Annotated in this window: 23 protein-coding genes; 20 read left to right on the top strand and 3 right to left on the bottom strand. The window is 34.3% G+C overall.

Annotation, left to right across the window (positions count from 1 at the left end; genetic code table 11):
- Positions 1 to 626 precede the first annotated feature (626 nt).
- The 18 genes from DES33_RS08500 to DES33_RS08420 all read left to right on the top strand — a co-directional run bounded on the left by DES33_RS08500 (position 627) and on the right by DES33_RS08420 (position 20,327).
- Positions 627 to 860, top strand: a complete 234-nt coding sequence (locus tag DES33_RS08500; RefSeq protein ID WP_110058708.1) for a helix-turn-helix domain-containing protein — start codon at positions 627 to 629, stop codon at positions 858 to 860.
- Positions 860 to 2,431: a type I restriction-modification system subunit M gene (locus DES33_RS08495; protein WP_110058707.1), complete on the top strand. Its 1,572-nt coding sequence runs from the start codon at positions 860 to 862 to the stop codon at positions 2,429 to 2,431. Before DES33_RS08500 ends, DES33_RS08495 begins: the two co-directional genes overlap by 1 nt.
- Positions 2,428 to 3,768 (top strand): restriction endonuclease subunit S, encoded by a 1,341-nt coding sequence (locus tag DES33_RS09605; RefSeq protein WP_146199875.1) that lies wholly within the window; start codon positions 2,428 to 2,430, stop codon positions 3,766 to 3,768. The genes DES33_RS08495 and DES33_RS09605 overlap by 4 nt, the downstream gene beginning before the upstream one ends.
- A 21-nt stretch (positions 3,769 to 3,789) precedes the next feature.
- Entirely contained in the window at positions 3,790 to 7,014 is a 3,225-nt protein-coding gene (locus tag DES33_RS08480) for a type I restriction endonuclease subunit R (RefSeq protein WP_110058706.1), read from the top strand.
- 285 nt (positions 7,015 to 7,299) lie between these two features.
- Positions 7,300 to 10,029 (top strand): preprotein translocase subunit SecA, encoded by a 2,730-nt coding sequence (gene secA, locus DES33_RS08475; protein ID WP_110058705.1) that lies wholly within the window; start codon positions 7,300 to 7,302, stop codon positions 10,027 to 10,029.
- Between the two features lie 327 nt (positions 10,030 to 10,356).
- A complete protein-coding gene (locus DES33_RS09755; protein WP_211305689.1) occupies positions 10,357 to 10,536 on the top strand; it encodes a hypothetical protein in 180 nt (59 codons plus the stop codon).
- Positions 10,462 to 11,557, top strand: a protein-coding gene (gene prfB, locus DES33_RS08470) for a peptide chain release factor 2 (RefSeq protein WP_265334476.1) whose coding sequence is annotated in 2 segments (ribosomal slippage) — positions 10,462 to 10,533 and positions 10,535 to 11,557 — 1,095 coding nt in all. Because the reading frame shifts where the segments join, the coding sequence is not laid out codon by codon here. The genes DES33_RS09755 and prfB overlap by 75 nt, the downstream gene beginning before the upstream one ends.
- 53 nt (positions 11,558 to 11,610) lie before the next feature.
- On the top strand, positions 11,611 to 12,729 hold the full coding sequence (locus tag DES33_RS08465; protein WP_110058704.1) for a HipA domain-containing protein: 1,119 nt from the start codon (positions 11,611 to 11,613) through the stop codon (positions 12,727 to 12,729).
- A 64-nt stretch (positions 12,730 to 12,793) separates the two neighbouring features.
- A complete protein-coding gene (pepD, locus tag DES33_RS08460; RefSeq protein ID WP_110058703.1) occupies positions 12,794 to 14,185 on the top strand; it encodes a beta-Ala-His dipeptidase in 1,392 nt (463 codons plus the stop codon).
- Between the two features lie 14 nt (positions 14,186 to 14,199).
- Entirely contained in the window at positions 14,200 to 14,523 is a 324-nt protein-coding gene (locus DES33_RS08455) for a DUF1292 domain-containing protein (RefSeq protein WP_002836077.1), read from the top strand.
- On the top strand, positions 14,513 to 15,349 hold the full coding sequence (locus DES33_RS08450; RefSeq protein WP_110058702.1) for a Cof-type HAD-IIB family hydrolase: 837 nt from the start codon (positions 14,513 to 14,515) through the stop codon (positions 15,347 to 15,349). Before DES33_RS08455 ends, DES33_RS08450 begins: the two co-directional genes overlap by 11 nt.
- Positions 15,342 to 15,782, top strand: coding sequence for a peroxiredoxin (locus DES33_RS08445; protein ID WP_110058701.1), 441 nt, complete (start codon positions 15,342 to 15,344; stop codon positions 15,780 to 15,782). Before DES33_RS08450 ends, DES33_RS08445 begins: the two co-directional genes overlap by 8 nt.
- On the top strand, positions 15,775 to 16,710 hold the full coding sequence (gene mnmL / locus DES33_RS08440) for a tRNA modification radical SAM protein MnmL/YtqA (RefSeq protein WP_110058700.1): 936 nt from the start codon (positions 15,775 to 15,777) through the stop codon (positions 16,708 to 16,710). Before DES33_RS08445 ends, mnmL begins: the two co-directional genes overlap by 8 nt.
- Before the next feature lie 35 nt (positions 16,711 to 16,745).
- Positions 16,746 to 17,177: an ATP-binding protein gene (locus DES33_RS08435; RefSeq protein ID WP_455906259.1), complete on the top strand. Its 432-nt coding sequence runs from the start codon at positions 16,746 to 16,748 to the stop codon at positions 17,175 to 17,177.
- A gap of 656 nt (positions 17,178 to 17,833) precedes the next feature.
- Positions 17,834 to 18,055 carry a hypothetical protein gene (locus tag DES33_RS09840; RefSeq protein WP_227930606.1) on the top strand — a complete coding sequence of 74 codons (222 nt, stop codon included), beginning with the start codon at positions 17,834 to 17,836 and terminating at the stop codon, positions 18,053 to 18,055.
- A 112-nt stretch (positions 18,056 to 18,167) separates the two neighbouring features.
- Positions 18,168 to 18,818 (top strand): DUF5633 domain-containing protein, encoded by a 651-nt coding sequence (locus DES33_RS08430; RefSeq protein ID WP_227930607.1) that lies wholly within the window; start codon positions 18,168 to 18,170, stop codon positions 18,816 to 18,818.
- A 504-nt stretch (positions 18,819 to 19,322) separates the two neighbouring features.
- Positions 19,323 to 19,796: a site-2 protease family protein gene (locus tag DES33_RS08425; protein WP_110058699.1), complete on the top strand. Its 474-nt coding sequence runs from the start codon at positions 19,323 to 19,325 to the stop codon at positions 19,794 to 19,796.
- A gap of 33 nt (positions 19,797 to 19,829) precedes the next feature.
- Positions 19,830 to 20,327, top strand: a complete 498-nt coding sequence (locus tag DES33_RS08420; RefSeq protein WP_110058698.1) for a M50 family metallopeptidase — start codon at positions 19,830 to 19,832, stop codon at positions 20,325 to 20,327.
- A gap of 78 nt (positions 20,328 to 20,405) precedes the next feature.
- Here DES33_RS08420 and DES33_RS08415 read toward each other — a convergent pair whose 3' ends face one another.
- The 3 genes from DES33_RS08415 to DES33_RS08405 all read right to left on the bottom strand — a co-directional run bounded on the left by DES33_RS08415 (position 20,406) and on the right by DES33_RS08405 (position 22,458).
- On the bottom strand, positions 20,406 to 21,554 hold the full coding sequence (locus DES33_RS08415) for an MFS transporter (RefSeq protein ID WP_110058697.1): 1,149 nt from the start codon (positions 21,552 to 21,554) through the stop codon (positions 20,406 to 20,408).
- A 79-nt stretch (positions 21,555 to 21,633) separates the two neighbouring features.
- The gene (locus tag DES33_RS08410; RefSeq protein ID WP_094204433.1) at positions 21,634 to 21,846 is read right to left on the bottom strand and encodes a hypothetical protein; all 213 of its coding nucleotides are present in this window, start codon (positions 21,844 to 21,846) and stop codon (positions 21,634 to 21,636) included.
- 60 nt (positions 21,847 to 21,906) lie between these two features.
- Complete coding sequence (locus DES33_RS08405) at positions 21,907 to 22,458, bottom strand: hypothetical protein (protein WP_110058696.1); 552 nt, start codon at positions 22,456 to 22,458, stop codon at positions 21,907 to 21,909.
- A gap of 559 nt (positions 22,459 to 23,017) precedes the next feature.
- On the opposite strand from DES33_RS08405, the gene DES33_RS08400 reads away from it, so the two are divergent.
- Both DES33_RS08400 and DES33_RS08395 read left to right on the top strand, forming a co-directional pair.
- On the top strand, positions 23,018 to 23,755 hold the full coding sequence (locus DES33_RS08400; RefSeq protein ID WP_110058695.1) for an LPXTG cell wall anchor domain-containing protein: 738 nt from the start codon (positions 23,018 to 23,020) through the stop codon (positions 23,753 to 23,755).
- 857 nt (positions 23,756 to 24,612) lie between these two features.
- The coding region (locus DES33_RS08395; RefSeq protein ID WP_211305687.1) for an albumin-binding GA domain-containing protein at positions 24,613 to 25,514 on the top strand (902 nt) is incomplete at its 3' end.

Here is a 25,514-nt window from a genome sequence, read left to right as displayed (position 1 = left end):
AAATATTCTAGTACTAATTTTATTTTAAATTCTTTTGTGTATTTTGGCATACAAAAACCCCTCCATCCGTATTCCGGATTTTGGGGTTCAGGTTATTATGTGGGCTCTTTTTTTCGTGAAATAATTGAAAAACCATCATGCACATGATAAAGAGAAAAACCATCATGTACGAATATCTAGACTACGCGCAAGATCTCGCATGAATATCTTGGGGAAAATTTAATGATCTCATTCGCAAATAATCACAGATCAAGCATTTTGCACTAATATCTAGACTACAAAAATTTGTGATTTCTAAATCTCAAAATCCTGAAATCGCAAGCTCGCTAACGCTCAAGCGGTGCGATTTCTGACGGATTTTTTCGATTTGAAATCAATGAAATTTTTTCCGTATGATATTCTTAGCAAAAAGGCTTGACTGCTTACTATTTTCTATGGTGATATTCTTAGCAAAAAGGCTTGACTGTTTACATAATTTCACAATATACAGCTTCGATTGTTTGTTATAACGGACACAGGGATGATTGAAGCACACACTACTATGTAGCTTTGAGAGATAGTAAAAACTATGTTTATATGGTACAATAACGCTATATTATTGAAATATTTACGCAAGGAGATGCATAATGAAATTTCCAGAAGAAATTAAAAGAATTAGACAGCGATGCTTTCTGACACAGCAAGATTTTGCCAAAGAAATACAGGTGGCATTTTCTACTGTGAATAGATGGGAAGGTGGCAAAGCAAAGCCGAACCTTAATGCAATGAAAAATATAAAAGAGTTTTGCCTTGAAAATGATGTTGATTATTCAGATGTCGAAGAAGCATGGCTCGATTTTAAAGTGGAGGGAAAAAAATAATGGCTATTGATAATAAAAAAGAACAGGAACGTGATGAACTTCACAGAGCAATATGGGCAATTGCAGATGAACTTCGTGGCGCTGTAGATGGATGGGATTTCAAAAACTACATACTTGGTACTATGTTCTACAGATATATTTCTGAAAATATTACTAACTACATAAACGAAGGTGAAATTGAAGCAGGCAACGCTGATTTTGATTTTGCACAGATGTCTGATGAGATGGCTGAACAGGCAAGAGAAGGTCTTGTACAAGAAAAAGGATTTTTCATTCTTCCATCTGAACTATTTTGTAATGTAAGGGCAAAAGCCAAGGATAATGAAAATCTTAATGAAACACTTGAAAGGGCATTCCGTCACATAGAGGAATCTGCAAAAGGCAGTGAATCAGAATCCGACTTTGCAGGTCTATTTGATGATTTTGATGTAAATAGTAATAAACTTGGATCTACTGTTGCAAAGAGAAATGAAAAACTTTGTAAACTCCTTGATGGCGTGGCTGATATGAATCTTGGAGATGTTAAGGATCACGATATTGATGCATTTGGAGATGCCTATGAATATCTCATGACAATGTATGCATCAAATGCTGGTAAATCAGGTGGAGAATTCTTCACTCCTGCTGATGTATCAGAACTTCTTACAAGACTTGGTACAGTTGGAAAAACAGAAATCAACAAGGTGTATGATCCAGCCTGTGGATCTGGTTCGCTACTTTTAAAGGCGGAAAAAATACTTGGCAGAGATAAAATTCGTAATGGTTTTTATGGACAGGAAATCAATATTACAACCTACAACCTTTGTCGTATTAATATGTTTTTGCACGATATTGGTTTTGATAAATTTAATATTGCTTGCGAAGATACACTTATCGCACCGGCACACTGGGATGATGAACCTTTTGAACTTATCGTTTCAAATCCACCTTACTCAATCAAGTGGGCTGGTAATGACAATCTATTACTTATAAATGATCCTCGTTTTGCTCCTGCGGGTGTTCTTGCACCAAAGAGCAAAGCTGACCTTGCCTTTATCATGCATTCACTTTCATGGCTTGCAAGTAACGGAACAGCTGCGATTGTATGTTTTCCGGGTATAATGTATCGTGGCGGAGCTGAAAAGAAAATACGAAAATATCTGATTGATAACAACTTTGTCGACTGCGTAATTCAGTTGCCACCTAATCTTTTCTTTGGAACATCAATTGCAACTTGCATTATGGTAATGAAAAAGAACAAATCAGATAATAAAACGCTGTTTATCGATGCGACAAACGAGTGCATCAAAGTCACCAACAATAATAAACTTACGCAAGAAAATATGGATAAGATTGTAGAATGCTTTGCAAATCGCAGTGAAATTGAACATTTCTCACATCTTGCAACATACGATGAGATTGAAGAAAATGATTACAACCTTTCTGTATCAACTTATGTTGAACAAGAGGACACAAGAGAAAAAATTGATATCGTAAAGCTAAATGCAGAAATCAAAGAAATAGTCGCTCGTGAAGAAACTTTAAGAAAAGCAATTGATGAAATAATTTCAGAAATTGGGGTGGATGCATGAGCAGATTAGAAGAATTGATTCAAGAATTGTGTCCTGATGGCGTGGAATTTAGAAGCGTTGATGAAATCTGCGACATTTCTAGGGGAAAAGTAATGTCCAAAGATTTTATAAAAGCAAACAAAGGTGAATACCCTGTTTATTCTTCGCAAACAGAAAATGACGGAGAATTGGGTCGTATTTCTTCATATGCCTATGATGGAGAATATCTTACTTGGACTACTGATGGTGCGAATGCCGGATCGGTGTTTTATAGAAAAGGAAAATTTAGCATAACCAATGTTTGTGGTCTTTTAAAAGTTAATACAGATGATGTAATAACAAGATACATTTTTCACACATTACAAGTTGAGGCTCCTAAATATGTAAATAAAGGAATGGGAAACCCTAAACTGATGAGCAATGTAATGGCAAGGATTAAGCTTGCAGTACCTCCGTTGGAGGTACAACGTGAAATAGTCCGTATATTGGACTCTTTCACGTTACTTACAGCGGAGCTTACAGCAAAGCTTACAGAGGAGATTACAGCTCGTAAGAAACAATATGAATATTATAGAGATGAATTATTAAAACCTAAAGCTAATATACCTATGGTTAGATTAGATGTTCAAAAGCGTTGTGCAGAAGTTCTGAATAACTTTGATGCAATCTGTTCTGACTTAAACATTGAACTGCCTGCTGAAATTGATGCAAGGCAAAAACAATATGAATTTTATCGTGACGCCATCTTGACATACGCAGAAACAGGCAAGATAATCTTAACAGACAGACATGCAGACGAGTATAATGCGCTGATTCGTCTTTGTCAATATGTTTTTGGCTTTGTGATGCTTCCATTGAGTGAAATATGCAACTCTATCTCGTCAGGCAAGGCAAAAACAAAAGATGATATTGGAAAATATCCTGTATATGGTTCCACTGGTATTATAGCCAGAACGGACAATGCGGTTTACAACAAGATGAATATTCTTGTTGCCCGTGTCGGAGCAAATGCTGGATATACCCATTTGGCACAAGGCGGTTATGATGTGTCCGATAACACACTTATCGTAGATGTAAAGAGCGAATATAGCTTGAAATACATCTATTATCAGCTTGTCAATATCGGATTGAACCGATATGCGAAAGGTGGCGGACAGCCCCTTGTGACAGCCGGACAGATAAAAGAGGTTGTTCTCCCTGTTCCTATCAAACAAGAGCAAGACCGCATTGTTTCTATTCTTGATAGGTTTGATTCCTTATGCAACGATATTACAACCGGTCTTCCTGCCGAAATAGAAGCAAGACAAAAACAATATGAATTTTATAGAGATAAGCTGCTTTCTTTCAAACAGTTATAATTTTTTTAAGGAGGTGTTTGTATGTCATATTTTAATATCGTGGCAGCGACAAATGAAAATACAGTTGTTACTGAATACGAGCCTGTAAAGGCACGTTCGAACAGCTATCAGTCAGAAGCTGAACTGGAAAAAGAGTTTATTCGTATGCTGACAGAACAAGGATACGAGTATCTTCATATACACACAGAAAAAGATTTGATTTTCAACCTTCGTAATCAGCTTGAAAGGTTGAATGCTTACAAGTTTTCTGATTCTGAATGGAATAGGTTCTTTAACAATTCTATCGCCAATCAGAATGAAGGAATCGTTGAAAAGACTAGAAAAATTCAAGAGGATAATGTTCAAGTATTAAAACGAGATGATGGCAGTACCAAAAACATCACGCTTATTGACAAGAAAAATATTCACAACAACTTTTTGCAGGTTATCAATCAGTACGTTATTGGAAAGGCTGACGGAGCAAATCACGACAACAGGTATGATGTTACAATTCTCGTAAATGGATTTCCTCTTGTGCATGTTGAATTGAAACGCAGAGGTGTGGCTATTCGTGAGGCCTTCAACCAAATCGATAGATATCAGCGTGATTCTTTCTGGGCAGGAAGTGGTCTGTTTGAATATACGCAGATTTTTGTTATCTCAAATGGAACTAACACAAAGTACTATTCTAACAGTACCCGTTTCAATGCTATCAAGGATGTAAATGCTGTATCTACTGCAAAGAAAGGCAAAACAAGCAACAGTTTTGAATTTACATCTTTCTGGGCGGATGCAAACAATCGTGTTATTTCTGATTTGATTGATTTCACAAGAACTTTCTTTGCAAAACATACTATTCTTAATATAATCACCAAGTATTGTATTTTCACTTCTGAAAATATGCTTATGGTTATGAGACCATATCAGATTACTGCAACGGAGCGTATTTTGAATCGTATTGAAATTGCAAATAACTATAAAAAATACGGTGATGTTGCTGGAGGCGGATATATCTGGCATACAACAGGATCGGGCAAGACACTTACATCATTTAAAACTGCAAGACAGGCGTCGCTTCTTCCTTACATTGATAAGGTTCTATTTGTAGTTGACCGTAAGGATTTGGACTATCAAACTATGAAAGAATATGATCGTTTTGAAAAAGGTGCAGCTAACAGCAATACCTCAACTGCTGTTCTTAAAAAGCAGTTGGAAGACACCAATGCTCACATTATCATCACGACTATTCAGAAACTTGCAACATTTATCAAGAAAAATAAAGAACATGAAGTATACAACAAGCACGTTGTAATCATCTTTGATGAATGTCACAGAAGTCAGTTCGGTGATATGCACGCCGCTATTGTAAAAAGTTTTAAGAAATATCATTTATTCGGTTTCACAGGAACACCAATCTTTCCTGCAAATACAACAAGCTCATGCAAGACTCAGTTTTTTACTACAGAGCAGACTTTTGGCGACCAGTTGCATACATATACTATTGTTGATGCCATCAATGATAAGAATGTACTTCCATTCAAAGTCGACTATGTCAGGACAATGGGTATGGATGAAGATATCGATGATGAACAGGTATGGGATATTGCTCGTGAAAAGGCTATGATGGCTCCTGAACGTATCAAGCTTGTGACGGAATATATTCTCGACAATTTTGATAAGAAAACATATCGTGGTAATAAAACATATGTTTACAACACGCTTACCAATATTTCAGAAGTTGCATCCAGCAAGAAGGCTGCTGTAGAAGAAATTAAACAGAAACAGCGTGTAAGTGGATTTAACTCAATCTTTGCAGTTAGTTCTGTTCCTATGGCAAAGTTATATTATCAGGAATTTAAAAAGCAGATGGCAAGTGATCCTACGAAGAAACTTCGTATCGCAACCATCTATAGTTATGGTGCAAATGAGGCCGAATATGACGAAGCTACAAGTGGTATCCTTGATGAGGAAAACTCAGAAGATACATCAGCACTTGACCAGTCATCGAGAGATTTTCTTGACATGGCAATCAAAGATTATAACGAAATGTTCCATACTAATTATTCGACAGATAGCGATAAGTTCCAAAATTATTATAAAGATGTATCTCTTCGTATGAAAAATAAGGAGCTTGATTTACTTATTGTTGTAAATATGTTCTTAACAGGTTTTGATGCTACTACATTAAACACATTGTGGGTAGATAAGAACCTCAAGATGCATGGACTTATTCAGGCATTTTCAAGAACAAACCGAATTCTTAATTCCATTAAAACTTTCGGTAATATTGTATGTTTCAGAAACCTTCAGAAACGAGTAGATGCTGCTATTTCCCTTTTCGGGGACAAGAATGCAGGTGGTATCGTTCTGATGAAGAGTTTCAAAGATTACTACTATGGTTATGAAGGTATTGATGGGAAAAATTATCCAGGATATGTGGATATGATGGATGACCTAACTTCCAAATTCCCACTTTCAGAACCGCAGATTATAGGTGAACAGAACCAGAAGGATTTTATCTCGTTATTTGGTGCAATTCTACGCATGAGAAATATATTGTGTGCATTTGATGAATTTGAAGGCAAAGAGATGATTTCTGAACGTGATTTTCAGGATTATAGTGGCAGGTATCAAGATTTGTATGAAGAATGGAAAAAAAGACGCGACGATCGTGAAAGCAAAGATATTACAGCTGATATTGTCTTTGAAGTTGAACTTATTAAGCAGATAGAAATCAATATCGACTATATCCTTATGCTTGTTAAGAAGTATCATGACAGCCATTGCGAGGATAAAGAAATGCTTATTACAATCAAAAAGGCTATTGCTGCCAGTCCAGAACTTCGTAGCAAGAAAGCGCTTATTGAAAACTTTATTTCTGGTATCAATGAAGTTGAGGATGTCATGACTGAATGGCACAATTATGTGGCTGAAAAACGAGAAGAGGAACTTGTTGAGATTATTAAGGAAGAAAAACTTAAAGAGCCTGAAACAAGAAAGTTCATTGAGAATGCCTTTTGTGATGGTGAAATCAAAACAACAGGTACGGAAATAGATAGGCTTATGCCTCCTATATCTCGTTTCGGTGGTGGCGACAGAACTACCAAGAAGCAAGGTGTCATTGAAAAGTTTAAATCATATTTTGAGAAGTTCTTTGGAGTTGGTGGTTCATTTACTGCAGATACACCTAAGATTGTGAACTATGCTGATGTTGTTTCAAATCAGTCATTGCTGAAGGTAGCTGACGATACTGCAAAATATGATTAGAGCATACTTTTTGGTATGTGATAAAATTAGGCACAAGCAAACGACCACACGGAGTATTACTCTTGTATGGTCGTTATTTTTTTGTAGCGTTTAAAGGCATGACTGTTAAAAAATTTTGCATATTAAAATAATTTTACTAATTTCTCCTAAAATTATATGCTCTGTAATTTATTGGAAAATTTTATAAGTGATTTCCTTTAAATGTTGATGTTTTTGTTGTAAATGATGTGTTTTAATGTTAAAATAAAAGGTAGTATTTATAGATATTAAAGTAAGGAGATTTATATGGGAGTATTTGAATCTATTTTTGGCTCAGCTAATAAAAAAGAGCTAAAGAAAATAGAACCAATTATTAAAAAAATTGAATCATATGATAAGTCTATGCAACAATTATCAGATGATGAATTAAAGCATAAAACTGTTGAATTCAAGGAAAGATTAAAGAACGGAGAAACTTTGGACGATATTTTGCCAGAAGCGTTTGCTGTAGTTAGAGAAGCCAGCTACAGAGTTTTGGGTATGAAACAATATCGTGTGCAATTAATCGGTGGTGTTGTTTTACACCAAGGTAGAATTGCAGAAATGAAAACTGGTGAAGGTAAGACTTTGGTTGCAACTTTACCTGCATATTTGAATGCGCTTAGTGGTAAGGGCGTTCACGTGGTTACTGTCAATGATTATCTTGCAAAGAGAGATAAGGAATGGATGGGAAAGGTTCACGAATTTTTGGGATTAACTGTAGGCGTTATCGTTTATGGTTTGGACAATGATGAAAGACGTGAAAACTACGCTTGTGATATTACTTACGGTACTAATAACCAATACGGTTTCGATTATTTGCGTGACAACATGGTTATTTACAAAAAAGACAAAGTTCAAAGAGGTCTTAACTTTGCTATCGTGGACGAAGTTGACTCTATCTTAATAGATGAAGCTAGAACTCCACTTATTATTTCTGGTCAAGGTGACGAATCTACAGATATGTACATGAGAGCAAATATGTTTGCTAATGGTTTGACTGGACGTATTATGGATCCAGAAGAAGACAAGCCAGATATTTTCGATCGTGAATTTAAGGATGAAACTGTAGACTTCTTGGTTGACGAAAAGAGAAAAACTGCCAGTCTTACAGAAATTGGTACTAAAAAAGCCGAAGAATATTTTGGCGTAGAAAACTTGTCTGACCCTAATAACATGGAATTAGCTCACCACATCAACCAAGCTTTGAAGGCTAATAACACGATGAAACGTGATATTGATTACGTAGTAAAAGATGACGAAATCCTTATCGTCGATGAATTTACTGGTCGTATCATGGAAGGTAGAAGATATTCTGATGGTCTTCACCAAGCTATAGAAGCAAAAGAAGGTGTTGAAGTTAAGAGCGAATCTAAAACTTTGGCAACAGTTACATTCCAAAACTACTTCAGAATGTACAACAAATTAAGTGGTATGACTGGTACTGCTAAGACTGAAGAAGCAGAATTCAATGAAATCTACAAGATGGACGTTGTTGAAATCCCTACTAACAAACCAGTAGCCAGAGTTGACGAACAAGACAGAGTTTACATCAACGAAAACGCTAAGTTCAATGCAATCGTTGAAGAAATAAAAGAAATTCATAAGACTGGACAACCAATTCTAGTTGGTACTATTTCAATTGAAGTTTCAGAAAAGTTGTCCAAATTGTTGAAGAAAAATGGAATCAAACACGACGTATTGAACGCTAAGCAACACGAACGTGAAGCAGAAATCGTAGCACAAGCAGGTATGTTTGACAAAGTTACTATCGCAACAAACATGGCAGGTCGTGGTACCGATATTCTTTTAGGTGGTAACCCAGATTTCTTAGCAAAACACGACATGAAAAAACAAGGTTATGGCGAATACGTAATCGAAAGTTTGGATTCATTCTTGCCAAGTACAGACGAAGAATTAGTTGCAGCAAGAAATGTATACAATGAATTATACAAAAAATACAAGAAAATGACTGACGAAGATAAGAAGAAAGTTCTTGAAGTCGGCGGATTATACATCATCGGTACTGAACGTCACGAATCACGTCGTATTGACAACCAATTGCGTGGTCGTTCTGGCCGTCAAGGTGACCCTGGTAGATCAAGATTCTTCGTTTCATTGGGAGACAACTTAATGAGATTGTTCGGTGGAGAAACTATCCAAAAATACGCTGAATCTGGCAAATTCCCAGAAGACGAACCAATGGAATTCAGAACAATCACTAAAGCAATCGAAAGAGCGCAAACAAAAGTTGAATCTAATAACTTTGGTATCAGAAAGAACGTATTGAAATACGACGACGTTATGAATGCACAACGTAAAGTAATTTATACTGAAAGGGATAAAGTACTTGACGGAGAAGATATGCACGAATCTATCGTGGCTATGATTAAGGACATCATTGCTAATGCAATTGACACATATTGCCAAGATCCAAAATCAGAAAATTGGGAAATGGAAGCATTGATGACATATCTTAACACATTCATTCCAGAAGGAACATTGGATCTTACAAGACTTAACAGTTACAACAAGAAAACTTTCACAGATTATGTAACACAAAAAGCATTGGAAGTTTATGGAGAAAAAGAAGAAGCCATCGGCAAAGAAAAATTCAGAGAAATCGAACGTGTAATTCTTCTTATGGTTGTAGATAGAAAATGGATGGATCACATTGATGCGATGGATCAATTGCGTCAAGGTATCGGTCTAAGAGCTTTCGGTCAACAAGACCCAGTAAGAGCTTACAACAATGAAGGTTTCGAAATGTTTGAAGATATGAACCACTCTATAAAAGAAGACACAGTTAGAGGAATGTTCAACGTTCAACCAGTTGAAGAAATCGAAAGAAAACAAGTAGCTCACGAAACATCAGCAACAGGTGGAGAAGAAGAAATTAACAAACCAGTAGTTAAAGGTAAGAAAATCGGTAGAAACGATCCATGTCCATGCGGAAGTGGTAAGAAATACAAAAACTGCTGTGGTAAAAATAGATAAAAATAAATAGTGGATAAGGGCGAAGTAAATTAGCCAGGGTGAAATGTTTGTTTGTGAATATTAAACATCAAACATTTATAGCTTAGGATATCATACGGAAAAAATTGTGTTAATTTCAAATTGAAGAACACCGTTAAAAAATCGGACCGCCCGAGCGAAAGCAAGGCTTGCGATTTTAGGTGTTCGAAATTATGAAATTGCCAATTTTTGTAGTCAGATATCCGTGCTATAAAGTTTGATGTTAACAGTTGAACAACTTAGCATAAGAATAAATACTTCTTAGAATGCGAAAAGGCAGATATCCGTGCTAAAAGTTTGATGTCATTTATGAAACTTTTCAAACACCACCACTATTATAAAAACAAATACAAACACAAAGGAGGAGAAATCCTCCTTTTTTGTTCAAAAAATATATGCAATTGGAGGATAAAAATGGACGTATTTTTAATTAACGAAAAAATAGAAAATTTATCTCAAAATCTAAAAGAAATAAAGGAGTCTCTTTGACTTAGACAATTTAAGAAAAAAATTAGATGAATTGCAACAAGAAACATTGAAACAGGGCTTTTGGGACGACAGCGACAAAGCACAAGCAATCTTCGACGAATTGAATTCCATAAAAGCTGATGTCGAAAACTACGACGAAATCGAAGAAAAAATCGAAGAAGTAAGAATGATGCTTGAAATCAGCAAGGAAGATAACACAGAAGAATACGAAAAAGAAATCTCCAAGACACTCAAAAGTTTGGAAGAAAAAGTCGACGAATTCAAAATCAAAACGCTCTTGGTGGGAGAATACGACAAGAATAATGCGATTATGTCCATTCACGCAGGTGCAGGTGGGACTGAAGCACAAGATTGGGCGGAAATGTTACTGAGAATGTACACTAGGTGGATTGCGGACAAGAATTATTCCTATAAAATCACCGACTACAATCAAGATACAGAAGGCGGCATCAAATCCGTATCGTTAATCGTACAAGGAATTAACGCCTATGGATTTTTGAAAAGCGAAAAAGGAGTTCACAGACTTGTAAGAATTTCTCCGTTTGACCAACAAAAACGTCGCCACACATCATTCGCATCAGTGGATGTCTTCCCAGAAATCAAAGATAGTCACAACATTCAAATCGACGATAAAGATTTGAAAGTGGACACTTACAGAGCATCTGGTGCCGGTGGACAACACGTCAACATGACAGACTCTGCAGTTAGAATCACACACATTCCAACAGGAGTCACAGTCCAATGTCAAACCGAAAGATCACAAATCGCCAACAGAAAATACGCCATGGATATGCTTATCGCCAAGCTTATCATGATAAAAGAAGAAGAAAAGCGTGAAAAAATCGAAGACATTCAAGGCAAATACAACCAAATCGCGTGGGGCTCTCAAATCAGATCCTACGTATTTCAACCGTACACATTGGTAAAAGATCACAGAACAAACTTTGAAAGTTCGCAAGTGCAAGATGTGTTGGATGGTGATTTGGATAAATTCATAAATGCGTATTTGAGCCACAATTAAAATCACAATAAAATAACACAAATATAGTACAATATAGAAAAGGAGGGGATAGAATGGAATATGTAATCTACAATAAAAACACGCCGGTGTTTTCGTTTGAAATGATTCACAACAAAATCATAAAAATCATAGAAATATACAATCCAAAATACAGACCGGTGCAAGTTAAATACAACAATAAGAAAAATATAATCGAAAAAAGTAGCTTCGAGCATTTTCTAAAAGGTAGAAGAATTCCAGATACCAGACAGGACAAGGACATTATTTTGAAAAACATTCAAGGCAAATCGCTTTACGAACTTAGCTTGGCGTATTTCGGACTATCTCTTTCGGATCAATATTGGATAAAAGAAAAAAACGACAGCGTAGAATGGAAAGACATTAACTTTTTCCAAAATGATTTCTCACAAGATATGGGACTTTTTATGTTTGGCAAATCCGACAGTTCTTTTTCTTTAAAAACTCCGAACAACACATCAGATGGTTGGCTTAAAAAAGCATGGATGCTAAATGAAGGTAAGAGAGTTCTCGTTAAAGGCTCATCAAAACCATTCTATCAAGAAGCTTTCAACGAAAAAATAGCGTATGAAATCTCAAAAATTCTTGGAATTAATCATATAAAATACGAGATTAAAAAAATCGGAGATAAATATTGTTCTGTTTGTGAGAATTTCATCGATGAAAACACTGAACTCATTCCAGTTAATGCGATCGTCCAAAATGTTCAAAAACCTAATCATATTTCAATGTATGATTTCGTGGTAGAAGAATTACAAAAACTTGGGATATCTGATGCAAAAGCCAAAATCGATGACATGCTATTTCTTGATTATATAATTTTCAACGAAGACAGACATTTTAATAATTTTGGATTCATAAGAGATGTTGAAACGCTTGAAGTTAGAGGAATGGCTCCGATTTATGATTCGGGAACAAGCTTATTCTACAACACACTTGATACTGCGATAAATTCTTACAATCCTGATGTGAAGCCGTTTTACACTGACAGAAAAAAACAGTTTGAGCTAATCAAAGAAAAAATCGACAAAAAAATTGATGCGAATAAAATTTACGAAATAATCGTAGACGTACTTTCAGAAAGTGATTATCTCGAAGAATTTGCACCTGATAGGAAAAAAATCATCGCAGACAGAGTAGCAAAATCTATATAATTAATGCATAAAATTTGTGGTTTTTGATTTCATATTGGGTATATAAGTCTTGAGGTGTAATTAAATGAAAAATATAGTATTAGAAAATTTTAGAGAATTGTCGAATGTTCCTCGTTGTTCATTTGACCAAAAAAGAATTAACGAATACTTAGTAAATAAAGCAAAACAACTAGGGCTTGACTACGATGTTGACGATGAATTAAACATCGTAATCAGAAAGCCTGCAACAGAAGATAAAAAAGGTCATCCAGGAGTTATTTTGCAAGGTCACATGGACATGGTTTGCGAAAAAGAAGATGACAGCGATCACGATTTCACAAAAGATCCGATAGAATTTATCGAAAAAGATGGCAAGTTAACTGCCAACAAAACAACACTTGGAGCTGACAATGGAATAGCAGTTGCGATGGGAATTGCTATTTTGGAAGATGAAAACTTGTCACATCCTGATTTGGAATTGATGATTACGACAAACGAAGAAGTTGGACTTATCGGTGCGAATGCCGTAAGCGAAGATTTCTTGAAAGGAAAATACCTTATCAACGTTGACAGCGAAGAAGAAGGAATCATGACTTGTGGTTGTGCTGGTGGAAACACTTTGAATTCTGAGTTTGCAATCAAACGTGAAGATTTTGGAAAATATTTCTACAGGATAGCAATCAATGGTTTCAGAGGTGGTCACAGTGGTCAAGATATCAACAAAAATCACCTTAACGCCATCGAATCTACAGTTAAAATCCTAAAAGAATTATCGACACGTCACAGTCTGAGAATTGTATCATTAAATGGTGGTACAAAACACAACGCAATCCCAAGGAATTGTGAACTTATAATTGCAAGTGAAGACGAAATCAAAGACGACGAAATAAACGTTGATGGTTTCAAACAAGTCGAAGAAAAGATGGAATTTAAGTTTGAACAAGTAGATGAAAAAACTCCAATGGATGAACAATCTACTGAACACATCTTGAATTTCCTAACAACAATTCCAAACGGAGTTGTGGACATGGTAAAAGATAGCGACGATTTGGTGGAAACTTCTCTTAACCAATCGATCGCAAAAACAGAAGAAGACAAATTCGTGTTTATGGTATCAATCAGATCCTCAGTTTTGGATAAGATAAAAGAAGTTGAAGATTTGATTACAAATACAACAAAATCAAACAATGGAATAGTTAAATCTGAAGGATTCTACGAACCTTGGGAATACCGTGAAGATAGCGAACTAAGAGACAAATGTTTGAAAGTTTATAAGGAAGTCACAGGAAAAGATATGCAAGTGAATGTTATTCACGCAGGTCTTGAATGTGCAGTATTTTCAAAAAAATATCCGGACATGGACATGATTTCCATCGGCCCAGATATGACGGGAGTTCACACACCAAAAGAAACTTTGGATTTGGAATCTACAGCTAGGGTGTACGAATTCTTGAAGAAATTAGTAGAATCATTATAAAATGGAGGATAAAAATGAGTGACGAAAGAAATTTAGAAAACGAAGAATTAAACGAAGAAATGTATGATGAAGAAGAGTTAGATACAATCGTATTAACATTAGAAGATGGCGGAGAAATCGAATGCGGAATCCTTGGAGTATTCGAAGTTGAAGGCTACGACAGTGATTACATCGCACTTGTATCTGAAGATGACAACGAAATTATGATTTATAAATACGAAGAAATCAACGAAGAAGAAGCTAACTTGGATGTTATCGAAGACGATGCTGAATACGAAAAAGCAAAAGAAACATTCGAATCTCTTTTCGTGGATTTTGAAGGAGAAGATGAAGAATAATTTTAAGGCTGTTATGATTGATCTGGACGGAACTCTTCTGACAGACGATAAAAAAATTACTGATTTCAGTAATCAAATTTTACAAAAACTTTATGACAACGGCATAAAGATTATTATTGCGACAGGAAGAGGTCTATCCAGAGCTAAGCAATTAACCGAAAAATTAGATTTTGACAAAATAATCCTTGCAAATAATGGAGCTATTATTCACAGTAGCTCCAATATTGCAACGGATGAGGATTTGAAGTTGGAATCCAATGTGGTGGATGAGCTTAGCACTCTATCAGAGGAGTATGGGATAAGACCGTATTTTTTTGTGGAAAACAAATGCGCACTTCTTATCCAAGATGAAGATGACAAGAAGCTTTTTGAGGATAGCGTGGGAGATATTGGTGAGATAATGACAGTGTCTGAGAGGAATTTGCCGATAGATGATTGTGTAAGCATGATTATGATAGCTGGAAAAGACCGTATTTACGATATTGTTGATCATATCAAGACCAATCCTAACGTGACATATCACATTCACACGAAGTATTTTTCCAAAAACATCAGAATGCTTGAAGTGCAAAACGTTAACACGGACAAATACAAAAGGGCAATTCATGCGCTTAAACATTTTGGAATAACAAGTGATGAAGTGGTTGCTATTGGCGATGCGCACAACGATTTGGAAATGGTTGTGAACAGTGGACTTGGAGTTGCTATGAAAAACTCTGACGATATTTTGAAACAAAACTCAGACATCATAACACAATACACAAACGAAGAAGACGGACTGGCGAAATTTTTAGAAGAACTATTTGAGTTGAGGGATTATGAATAATTTAAAAGAATTTTTGAATGAAGAATATTATGACAAATACAAGGGCAAAAACTTGGTAGTATACATTTATCCAAAAGATAACACAAGTGGATGTACAATAGAAGCGGACGGATTTTCCGAAATTTACGATGAATTTCAAAAGCTTAACACAGAAGTTGTGGGAATCAGCAAGGACACAGAAAAGACACACGAAAATTTCAGAAAAAAACAAGGACTAAAACAAGAATTGATATCCGACCCAGAAAGAAAATTCTTGAACAATTTTGGTTGCGTTTACAAGGGCAAAATGTTCGGCAAAGAAGTTACCAAAACTGAAAGAAGCACGTTTGTATTTGACAAGGATATGAATTTGGTCAAAGAATTCAGAAAAGTAAAACCAGACGAAAACCCACAAGAAGTCTTGGATTACATCAGAGATAACTTAAATGACTGATAGATATAATATTTACAGCAAATATCTCAAAGAACATTACGGAGAAAAAGTATACAAACTTCCGATAAAATTGGATTTAACATGCCCGAACAGAGACGGAAGGTTGGGGCATGGTGGTTGCATTTATTGTCACGAAGAAGGTGGAAGCTTTGAAAACAAAGAAAAGCACCTTTCCATTCGTGAACAATTAGAAAAAGACAAACAAACCATCGAGAAAAAATACAACGCTCACAAATTCATATCTTATTTTCAAAATTACTCCAACACATATATGCCGATTGAATTGTTCAGACAATACGTCAACGAAGCAGTAATTGAAAATGTCGTCGCAGTCAGCGTATCCACAAGACCGGATTGCATAGCACGTGAACATTTGGAAATATTGAAACAACTCCAAGAAGAAAAAAACATCGACATCATCATAGAGCTTGGACTTCAAACATCCAACAACAAAACTTTGAAGATAATAAACAGACAACACACAGCCTCTGATTTCATCCGTGCTTGTTTGATGATAAAAGAATACGGATTTAGAATTTGTACACACGTAATACTTGCACTTCCGTGGGATGACATGGACGATGTCAGGGAAACTGCGAAGCTTTTGTCGGTATTAAATGTTGACGAATGCAAAATCCATTCTCTTTACATTCCCAAGCACACAATACTTGCGAAGTGGTATGAAGAAGGAAAAGTACAGCTCAAATCACTGGAGACTTACGTAAGTGAAGTTTGTGAATTTCTAAAATATTTGGATAAGGATATCCTGATTCAACGATTAGTCGGCAGAATGCCCGAAGAAGACTCCGTGTTTTGCAACTGGAATACGAGTCACTGGAAAATACAAGATATGATAATTGAAAAAATGGAACAAGAAAATATTTTCCAAGGTGATAATTTTAGTAAAAGAATGGGTATAATAATATAAAGTAAATTAAACTTTTTAAAATGGTTTAAGAAAGGATGATAATAATGGTTAAATTTGTAGTAGGTCCTAAAGGTAGCGGAAAAACAAAATGGTTGATCGATAAGGCCAACGACGAAAAACAAAACAAAAACGGTAACATAATATTTATAGACTCTGATGACAAGCACATATTCTCGCTTGATCACTCAGTAAGACTTATAGATGCATCGACATTCCACATCTCAAGTCCAGAAAGTTTGTATGGATTTTTGGCAGGAATAATGTCACAAGATTTCGACATCGAAACAATTTACGTAGACGGAATTTACTCAATCGTTGAAATGACAGAACAACAATTAGAAGAATTCTTAGAAAACTTGGAAGTTTTATCAAAAGAAGCTAACGTTAACTTCTTCATAGGAATGAACAAAGAAAAATCAAGCTTACCAGCAAAATACCACGAAGAAACAGTGGAATTGCACGAATAATACCTTCACGATAGACCCTTTTATAGGGTCTATTTTTTTGGTGAGAAATTGTCGCTGCACAAAGATAAGGAATAAAAGTCGTAACACGCAGAATCTCACTTAGGGCAAAACCTAGACTATTTCAGCTCAGAGAAATCAGAAAACTGATTTGCACTAATATCTGGCTTACGAAAATAAAAAAATCCTCACGCTAATGCCCTAAAATCTCAAGTGCGCCTACAGCTGGCACGAGTGAGATTTTTGACGGGTCACTTCGCTTGGATTTTTGGTTATTTTCTCCAGACGATATTCTTAGCAAATGCAGTAATCTGATTGTTCCACTGAAAAAGGGAGTGGAAAAAACGTAAAAATTGTTGAAATATTAAGAATATATTGTATTACCTAAAATCATATAGTATAATAAAAATATCAATATAAATAGTTATATCTAAAACTACTTTTGACAAATCAAAATTTGTGTACATATTAACAAAAAAATCACATTTTTGTCTTTTTAACGAGGAGTATTTCGGTAGGAATATTTCTGGCGGGGCAATAAGAGTAGTGTAAATGGAATGGCAAGAAATTGCTTGGAAACGGATTTGAAATGTATTTGAAAGGCTGAAGGGAGGCGACAAATTCCACCCGTTGAGGGAAGTTTCCATTGTCATATTAATATGAAATTTAATAAAAAATTATTGGTAGCAGTGCTTGCGGGAACTTTAGTTCTTGGCAGTGGAGTTAGCACTTATGCTATAGCAGACAATACAGATAATGCGAAAAAGCTACAAGAAAAAGTTTCTGTTGAAGTTTTAAATGAAATATTGAGTAATGTTGATAAAATTATAGAAAAATTAGAAAAAGATTCTGAATTATTAAAATTAGAAAAAAAATCCTGAATTTAAGAAGCTTGGAAAAATTTCCGAAGTAGAAAAATTAAAGATAGAAGTAAAAAAAGAAAGAGCGGTCTTTGATATACCAACAGGTTTAGATACTGAATACGCAATAGGAATGTTGAGACGTTTTGATGAAGCAATTGAAAAAATCAAACAATTAAAAGCTCAACCTGAATTTGACACTAAAGAAAAAGCAGAAGAAGAAGCAAAAAAAGACTTGGAAACAGAATTAGTAAAAAATGCATTTGACTTAGAAGAAAAAGACGGCAAATGGCACTACACATTAAAATTCAAGGAAATCGAACCAGAAAAATCAAGCAATTCAGATAAAAAAGAAAAAACAGAAGAAAAGACTGCCGAAGAAAAGAAACAATCAGAAAAAGAAAAGAAAGTAGATGAATTGAAAAATTCGGCAGAAAAACAAAAAGAAGAAGTAGTAAAGAAAAAGGCTGAAGAAGAAAAGAAAAAGGATGAAGAAGCAAAAAAGGCTGAGGAAGAAAAGAAATCTGAAGAGATGAAAGCTGAAGCTAAGAAAAAAGCCGAAGAATTCAAGAAAAACGCAGAAAAGAAAAAAATGACTCTTGTTAGGAAATCAGAAAAAGTTAACACAACTACCTCAGACAACAAAGTTAGTAGACCAGTAAAAACTACTACAGAAAAGAAAAAACTACCAAAAGCTGGTATTGAAGCAGAAGCATTAACACTAGCAACAGCATCATTAGCAGGCGTTCTTGGTGTGTATACTTCAATTAAAAAACGCAAATAAAATTCTAATTTAAAAATAGAAATGGGGTCTTGTGATCCCATTTTTTATTTGGAAAGTAAAATACTTGATCGCATGAACACATGGACGAGAGGATAAATCGCTTCACAAACATACGGAATAAAAGTCGTAACACGCAGAATCTCACTTACGTAAATTGAATGTCGAAATTGTTTCAGACCTCGATAAATCAGAAAACTGATTTGCACGAATATCTGACTTTCGAAAATAAAAAAATCCTCACGCTTGTGACCCTAAAATCTCAAGTGCGCCTTCGGCTTTCACGAGTGAGATTTTTAACGGGTCATTTCGCTTGGGTTTTTGGTTATTTTATCCAGACGATATTCTTAGCAAAAGCAGTAATCTGATTTGTGTCCCTGACAAAAAGATGTATTGCATACCACGTATAGACACTTCCAAAATGCATATTTTTTCACAAAATACTTGACAAAAAAGTGGGGTGCGGGGTAGAATGAAATCGTAATCATAAATACTCAGGAGGAGACGATGATGATTGAGTTAATCATTAAATACTTGATAATAATTGTACTGGTTTTTTGTCATGAAATGGGACATATTTTAATGTGTATTATTTTCTTTAAATGTGAAGATTGGAAAATAGATATGGGACTTGGTAAGGTTTTATTTGAAACTAAAAGACTTATTATAAGACCTATAATTGTTTTTGGGAAAATACTACCACAGTTAGATGGAGAATATTATAATAGCAAGAGCAAATTACAAAAAATAATGATTCCATTAGGTGGACCATTATTTAATTTAATAGTACTGATTGTTACAATTCCATTATTAATAAGTGAAGGGAAAATGATAGCTGGATATTCACATCTTTTTCAAGAATCAATAAAGTTTTTGTTGCGATTCAATATGGCACAACTTTTCTGGACTTTGTTGCCAATTTATTACAAAAGAGATATGCCTAGCGATGGCAGAAGAATAATTGAAATAATTAAAAACTAATTTGTTTTTTTATTTTACATAATCGAGGTTATAATGCTTAACTTATTAATGAAAATCGTAATATTTTATTTTGTTTATCAAGTTTCACAAATTCTGCATGAGATAGGACATGCTGTTGCATATCGAGTAACATATAAATCAAAAAAATGGAGAATCGAAACAGGAAGAGGCAAAGAGATATTCAAATCAAAAAGAATTAGAATATGTTTATCACTAGCTGACGGAGTATGTTACTTTGATGATAATTATGAAGATTGGTATTACAAGAGAAATTTTATTGTCTTTTTAGCGGGGCCACTTGTTAACATCATTTTATTTGCATGTATGATTCCTTTTATCTACGATATCAATCATTCCACTAATGTAGGTAGTTTTTACCGAAATATAGTATTTATTACATTTTATGTTAATCTCTGGAAGGCTTTTTTTAGCTTATTACCAAAAGAATACGAAGGTGCTAGAGCGAAAAAATCTGACGGACTTCAATGCCTAAACGCAATAAAAGGAATGAAAAAAAGAACGAAAATTTAATACTTTTTAACACCAAAAATCCCTTGCCACACGACAAGGGATTATTATAATTTATATCATACTTACTAAACTCACAAATCACGATACAAACTTTACGGTATTATCATTTCTAAGCATAATTGCACTCAACAATAGTGATGCGGCTATAAACACGAAGATATATTTGTAATTGAAAGATGAAATATACGAGTTTGCCAACAAGAATACTACTTCGAACACATCTGCGAAGAAGCTGAATGCTGATAGCATGGTTGCTCTGTGATTTTTGAAGCCTATTGTGTCTATATAATTGTTTTGGATTTTTTCAATGAATATTCCCAAGATTGATAGTATAGTGGGAAGCATAATCATCAACAAAATTATAGGTTTTCCAGATATAGCGCATATTCCCATGAAAAACAATGCAGAAATCACTGAAAATAATCGAACTTTGTTCCATGCTTTTTGTTCTCCTAGATATTTTATGATAAATGTTTGTGAGAGTTGAAGTCCTGAGTAAGCTAGGATTAATGGCGACACTATGTTTTCCGAATATCCATTGTCAATTATGACTTTTACATAGAAGAAGTTGATCAACAAAAATGACAAATTAAACAACGACACGATTAACACGATTACTCTAAAAGTTTTATCGTGTACCAATAGCTTCAATGTTTTTGACAAATTAAATTGTTCCTCATTTTCTATTGAGTTGTCGGTATCTGGAATAAAAATAGAAATCTTAGTTGCGATTGCGCTTGCAATTATGGTTACCCAAATCAAAGCGTTAATGTTCCATCTTGAATTAATCAAAGGAAATATTACGGTTGATACGATAAAAGCAATCGTCCCCCAATTATAGAACTTCGAAATATTATTACTGTAATTATAATCACCGAAAAGCTTGTATATGTAGGCGCTTATTGTTCCGGAATTCAATGCAAAAGCAATTCCTTCAAGCAAGGCTTCTACTGCAAAAAGCATAAAATTATTGGATATCAGTAAAATTATCCTTGCAGTTAGCATAGTAAACTGTGCGAGAACTATTGACTTCTTTAGCCCGATTTTATCGGTCAACACACCCAAAGGAAATTCACAAACCATGCAAGTAACAGATAGTATCGCCTGTAACACAAAAAACTGCGACAAGCTAATTCCTCTATTCGTCCTAACCAACAACGCAACAGGCGCATAAAATATTAAATTGGAAAATAAATTCATTGCGTATATTTTTCTTGAAGTTTTCATACATACATTATAACTCTTTTTAAATAAAATATACTTTATCACACACAAAAATCCCTTGCCAAACGACAAGGGATTACGATTATAATTTACTTCTATCGTTATCTGAGTTCATCAACAATTGATAAACTTGGATTTCTCCAATTAACTTTAATTCTTCAAAGCCACGGCGGCGAAGTTCGTCACGGTCGTGTTCGTTTTCGTAATTTGCATCTGTTTTGAAATAATTTTCCAAAATCTCTGACACTTTTTCCTTATTATTTGCGTTTTTAAGTACTTCTTCTCTTATATACATAACATACCTCCTACAATTGTTGTTATCTTACATATATTTATACCCCAAAAACACACAAATCTACCTTATAATATTAATTCCATCTTCCACAACGTATTTCAAATCACAATTACTCAACAAACCATTCATCCACGCACGACGAAACTCATCGTAAACTCCAGAAGATTCTCCATAGATGTAATACTGTTCGTGCACATCAATTCTCTTAACCCAACGGAACTCTCCACCATTTGATTCCACTGGCAAATTCGCCATATCACAAGGCATCCCATCCAAGAATTTATCGGACATAAATTGAAATGCATCAGAAGCATCACCTGAGAAATCCTCTTTCGCACCAAAATCATAGGCGATTTTAAGAGCATCTTCAAGCTTATCTTCCTTTTTAAATTCACTCAAAACCTTCGCCAAATTATCCTCGACGATTCCAACTCTCACCTGCAACCATCCGTGAATATTGTCCGTGTCAATCAAATCCTCCAACGCTCCACGTTCAATATTTTTCAAATCGACATTTTCATCCAACAACTCACTCATCTTGCGTGTAATCTCATCAACGTAATTTATCTTATCGAACATTATATAATGAATTTTTCCTAAAAATCTTGACATATTATCCCTCCATTTTTTGATTATATTATACTAATAAGAAGTGAAGGTTTCTGTAACCGTTGTTACAAAATCTATTAAAATTGATAATAAATCTCCAAACAACCATCAATTTAAATATCATGAAAATAAATATATGAAAACAGGTTTTATTCATTGTACTATTTAAAATTATATAGTATAATAAACTTAAGAAGAATAGTTAATATATAATTAAGATTAACGAATAAAGCATTCAAATTTTCTTATGGAAGCAACTTTTTTACCACAATTATAACTACTTATAAAAGTAGCTACAATACATAAGGCAGGCTATGAACTAGCCAAGCCTATCCTCGAAAAATTAGTGTGATAAACACAAGCGAGGACACTTTTTCGTGAATAGTTCATGATATATTTTAGGAAATTGTTTGCTCACAGTAATTGAGAGATGATTTCTAGGGAGGAATGGCAAGAAATTGCTTGGAAACGAATTTGATTTAAATAGCATTCAATTGCAAAAATTTTAAAAGGAGGAGACAAATTCCACCCTTATTGGGGAAGTTTCCATTGTCATGATATTATGAAACTTAGTAAAAAATTATTGATGGCTGCACTTGCAGGTGCAATCGTAGTTGGTGGCGGAGTAAACACTTATGCAGCAGAAAAACCTGCGGATAATGTTCAAGTCGATGAAAAAAACACACCTGATGTTATTACAAAGGTTGAAATCAGAGAAATTGAAGCACCTATTAAATATCAAGCATCTGACAAATTAAAATTAGGTGAAATTGGTAAAAAACCTTTAAAAAAACCTGTTAATGGTAAAGTTAAAGTAACTATTACTACTAAGATTATTGATGGAAAAGAAGTTAAAGAAGAAAAAGAAGAAGTTCTTGTTAAAGAACAAGCTGGTATTTTTGAAGTAGGAAATAAAGAAGTCAAAGAAGAAATAACTAAATTCAAAACAATCGAAAAGAAAGATGATACTTTAGCAAAAGGTGTTAGAAAAATTAAAGTTAAAGGAAAAGACGGAAAAGTTATAAACACTGTGACTTATGATGTTGACCCTGTAACTGGTAAACTTAATAATATTAAAACTAATGTTGAAGTTAAAGATAAAGTTGTTGATGAAGTAATTTTGGTTGGTACTAATGAAAAACTAGCAAAACAACAAAATAAAAAAGCCACTAAAACTCCAAAGAAAAAAGCAAAAGTTACATTACCAAAAGCTGGTAGCGAAGCTGAAATCATAACACTATCAGTAGCAGCATTATCAACTGCAGCAGGTGCTTTCGTTTCACTTAAAAAACGTAAATAGCTTTTCCTTAACCGAATAAGAAATTAATTTAAAGAGAAAATGGGATCAATATTGGTCCCATTTTTAAACACCAATCTTGTTAGATGAGTTGATTTGCAGACTATACTAACTGATGATAAGATAAATATTGTTACATGATATAATTAAATGCATCAGAGAAATTCAGAAAAATATTCCATAAACCAAACAAATCATGATTAATTTTGTCGAAAATTCACGCTAAACAAAAAAATAAAATAATAAAAATACAAATATTTTTAATAATATTTTTGCGATATACAATAGGTGATTTTTAATCCATAAAACAACCTATATATTGGATTTAAAATCAAAAGTTTGGGAAAATGAAGAATAAATATTCCATAAAAATATATCTGAATATATTTCGTAACAGTGTTGTAATATTTGAACTTATGTAGTATAATGAGCTTAAACTAATATAGTAGTGTGATAAAGGGAACTCTATCAAAGTTAAATGTTTGGATATTTATTAACAAATATTCTGATGATTTTTTTTAGAAGTCTGAATAATGTTTTCCATAATTACACACTAAAATATGATTATAACTACTAGAAATAGTAGCTAAAATAAAAGGTAGGCGTTGAATTTACCGAACCTAACGCTTGTGGACATTGTCCTTGGGAAATTTTTGGACAGTGGACGAAGCAAGAACACCGATTTAATAAATTGGTGAAATTCGATTGTTGAAATACCTTTTTGGGTAGAAATAACTAAGGAATGGCAATATAATTGCTTGGAAACGAATTTGATTTAAATAGCATTGAATGCAAAAAAATTTAAAAGGAGGAGACAAATTCCACCCTTTATTAAGGGAAGTTTCCATTGTCATGATAGTATGAAAATTAATAAAAAATTATTAATGGCTGCACTTGCAGGGGCAATTGTAGTTGGTGGCGGAGCTACTTCTTACGCAGCTGAACCAGCACCAGCACCAGCTCCAACAGAAGGAACAAATGATGCACCTGGTAAAACAGATGAACAAAAAATTGATGAAGCACAAGCTAAAGCTAAAAAACAATTAGATGATGCAGGCGTACCATTAGAAAAACAAAAAGATGTTCTTGCACTTCCAAACGATGTATATAACATTGAGCAAAAAACAAAGGAAATTTTAGTTGAAAAAACAAAAGAAGATGAAGAATTAGCTAAAACAGACTTAGGAAAAGCAAAATTAGCTGCTAAGGCTGAGTTTAAGGCAAAAGGACTTCAAGTAGATTATTATAATGCTAAAATAGATAGTGCTCAAGATTTATATTCATTAGAACAAATTAAAGCAGATTTAATTAAACAAATAGAAGAAGATCGTTTGTTGACTTTAGATCAGTATAATAAAAAAGAAGCAGATGCAAAAGCAGAAGAAGCGGCTAAAAAACCTTTAGCAGATGCTAAAGCAAATGCAATAGAAGAACTTAACAAAGCTGGAATTAAAGGTGATAAAAACGAATATATCGAAGCTGTTAATAATGCAACAACTATCTATGATGTAGAGCAAGCTAAAGAAGATGGTCTTGCATGGGCAAAAGAAAATTTAACAACAATTGACCAATGGTTAGAAGAAAACGGAATTATAGATCCAAATGGTACACGTTTAACAATTGATGAATGGTTAGAATTACAAAAGGAAAAAGAAGAAAAACCAGGTGAAGAAAAACCAGGCGAAGAAAAACCAGGCGAAGAAAAACCAGGTGAAGAAAAACCAGGCGAAGAAAAACCAGGTGAAGAAAAACCAGGCGAAGA

The sequence above is a fragment of the Finegoldia magna genome, assembly GCF_003182075.1.
In the GTDB taxonomy this organism is placed as follows: Bacteria; Bacillota; Clostridia; order Tissierellales; family Peptoniphilaceae; genus Finegoldia; species Finegoldia magna.
The sequence above is the reverse complement of the archived record's forward strand: the minus strand, read 5'-3'. Positions and strand labels throughout refer to the sequence as shown.

Bases quoted from the DNA above. Each gene is read 5' to 3' on its own strand.
- DES33_RS08500 (WP_110058708.1), top strand. From the start codon at position 627: ATGAAATTTCCAGAAGAAATTAAAAGAATTAGACAGCGATGCTTTCTG.
- DES33_RS08495 (WP_110058707.1), top strand. From the start codon at position 860: ATGGCTATTGATAATAAAAAAGAACAGGAACGTGATGAACTTCACAGA.
- DES33_RS09605 (WP_146199875.1), top strand. From the start codon at position 2,428: ATGAGCAGATTAGAAGAATTGATTCAAGAATTGTGTCCTGATGGCGTG.
- DES33_RS08480 (WP_110058706.1), top strand. From the start codon at position 3,790: ATGTCATATTTTAATATCGTGGCAGCGACAAATGAAAATACAGTTGTT.
- secA (WP_110058705.1), top strand. From the start codon at position 7,300: ATGGGAGTATTTGAATCTATTTTTGGCTCAGCTAATAAAAAAGAGCTA.
- DES33_RS09755 (WP_211305689.1), top strand. From the start codon at position 10,357: ATGAAACTTTTCAAACACCACCACTATTATAAAAACAAATACAAACAC.
- DES33_RS08465 (WP_110058704.1), top strand. From the start codon at position 11,611: ATGGAATATGTAATCTACAATAAAAACACGCCGGTGTTTTCGTTTGAA.
- pepD (WP_110058703.1), top strand. From the start codon at position 12,794: ATGAAAAATATAGTATTAGAAAATTTTAGAGAATTGTCGAATGTTCCT.
- DES33_RS08455 (WP_002836077.1), top strand. From the start codon at position 14,200: ATGAGTGACGAAAGAAATTTAGAAAACGAAGAATTAAACGAAGAAATG.
- DES33_RS08450 (WP_110058702.1), top strand. From the start codon at position 14,513: ATGAAGAATAATTTTAAGGCTGTTATGATTGATCTGGACGGAACTCTT.
- DES33_RS08445 (WP_110058701.1), top strand. From the start codon at position 15,342: ATGAATAATTTAAAAGAATTTTTGAATGAAGAATATTATGACAAATAC.
- mnmL (WP_110058700.1), top strand. From the start codon at position 15,775: ATGACTGATAGATATAATATTTACAGCAAATATCTCAAAGAACATTAC.
- DES33_RS08435 (WP_455906259.1), top strand. From the start codon at position 16,746: ATGATAATAATGGTTAAATTTGTAGTAGGTCCTAAAGGTAGCGGAAAA.
- DES33_RS09840 (WP_227930606.1), top strand. From the start codon at position 17,834: ATGAAATTTAATAAAAAATTATTGGTAGCAGTGCTTGCGGGAACTTTA.
- DES33_RS08430 (WP_227930607.1), top strand. From the start codon at position 18,168: ATGTTGAGACGTTTTGATGAAGCAATTGAAAAAATCAAACAATTAAAA.
- DES33_RS08425 (WP_110058699.1), top strand. From the start codon at position 19,323: ATGATGATTGAGTTAATCATTAAATACTTGATAATAATTGTACTGGTT.
- DES33_RS08420 (WP_110058698.1), top strand. From the start codon at position 19,830: ATGCTTAACTTATTAATGAAAATCGTAATATTTTATTTTGTTTATCAA.
- DES33_RS08415 (WP_110058697.1), bottom strand. From the start codon at position 21,554: ATGAAAACTTCAAGAAAAATATACGCAATGAATTTATTTTCCAATTTA.
- DES33_RS08410 (WP_094204433.1), bottom strand. From the start codon at position 21,846: ATGTATATAAGAGAAGAAGTACTTAAAAACGCAAATAATAAGGAAAAA.
- DES33_RS08405 (WP_110058696.1), bottom strand. From the start codon at position 22,458: ATGTCAAGATTTTTAGGAAAAATTCATTATATAATGTTCGATAAGATA.
- DES33_RS08400 (WP_110058695.1), top strand. From the start codon at position 23,018: ATGAAACTTAGTAAAAAATTATTGATGGCTGCACTTGCAGGTGCAATC.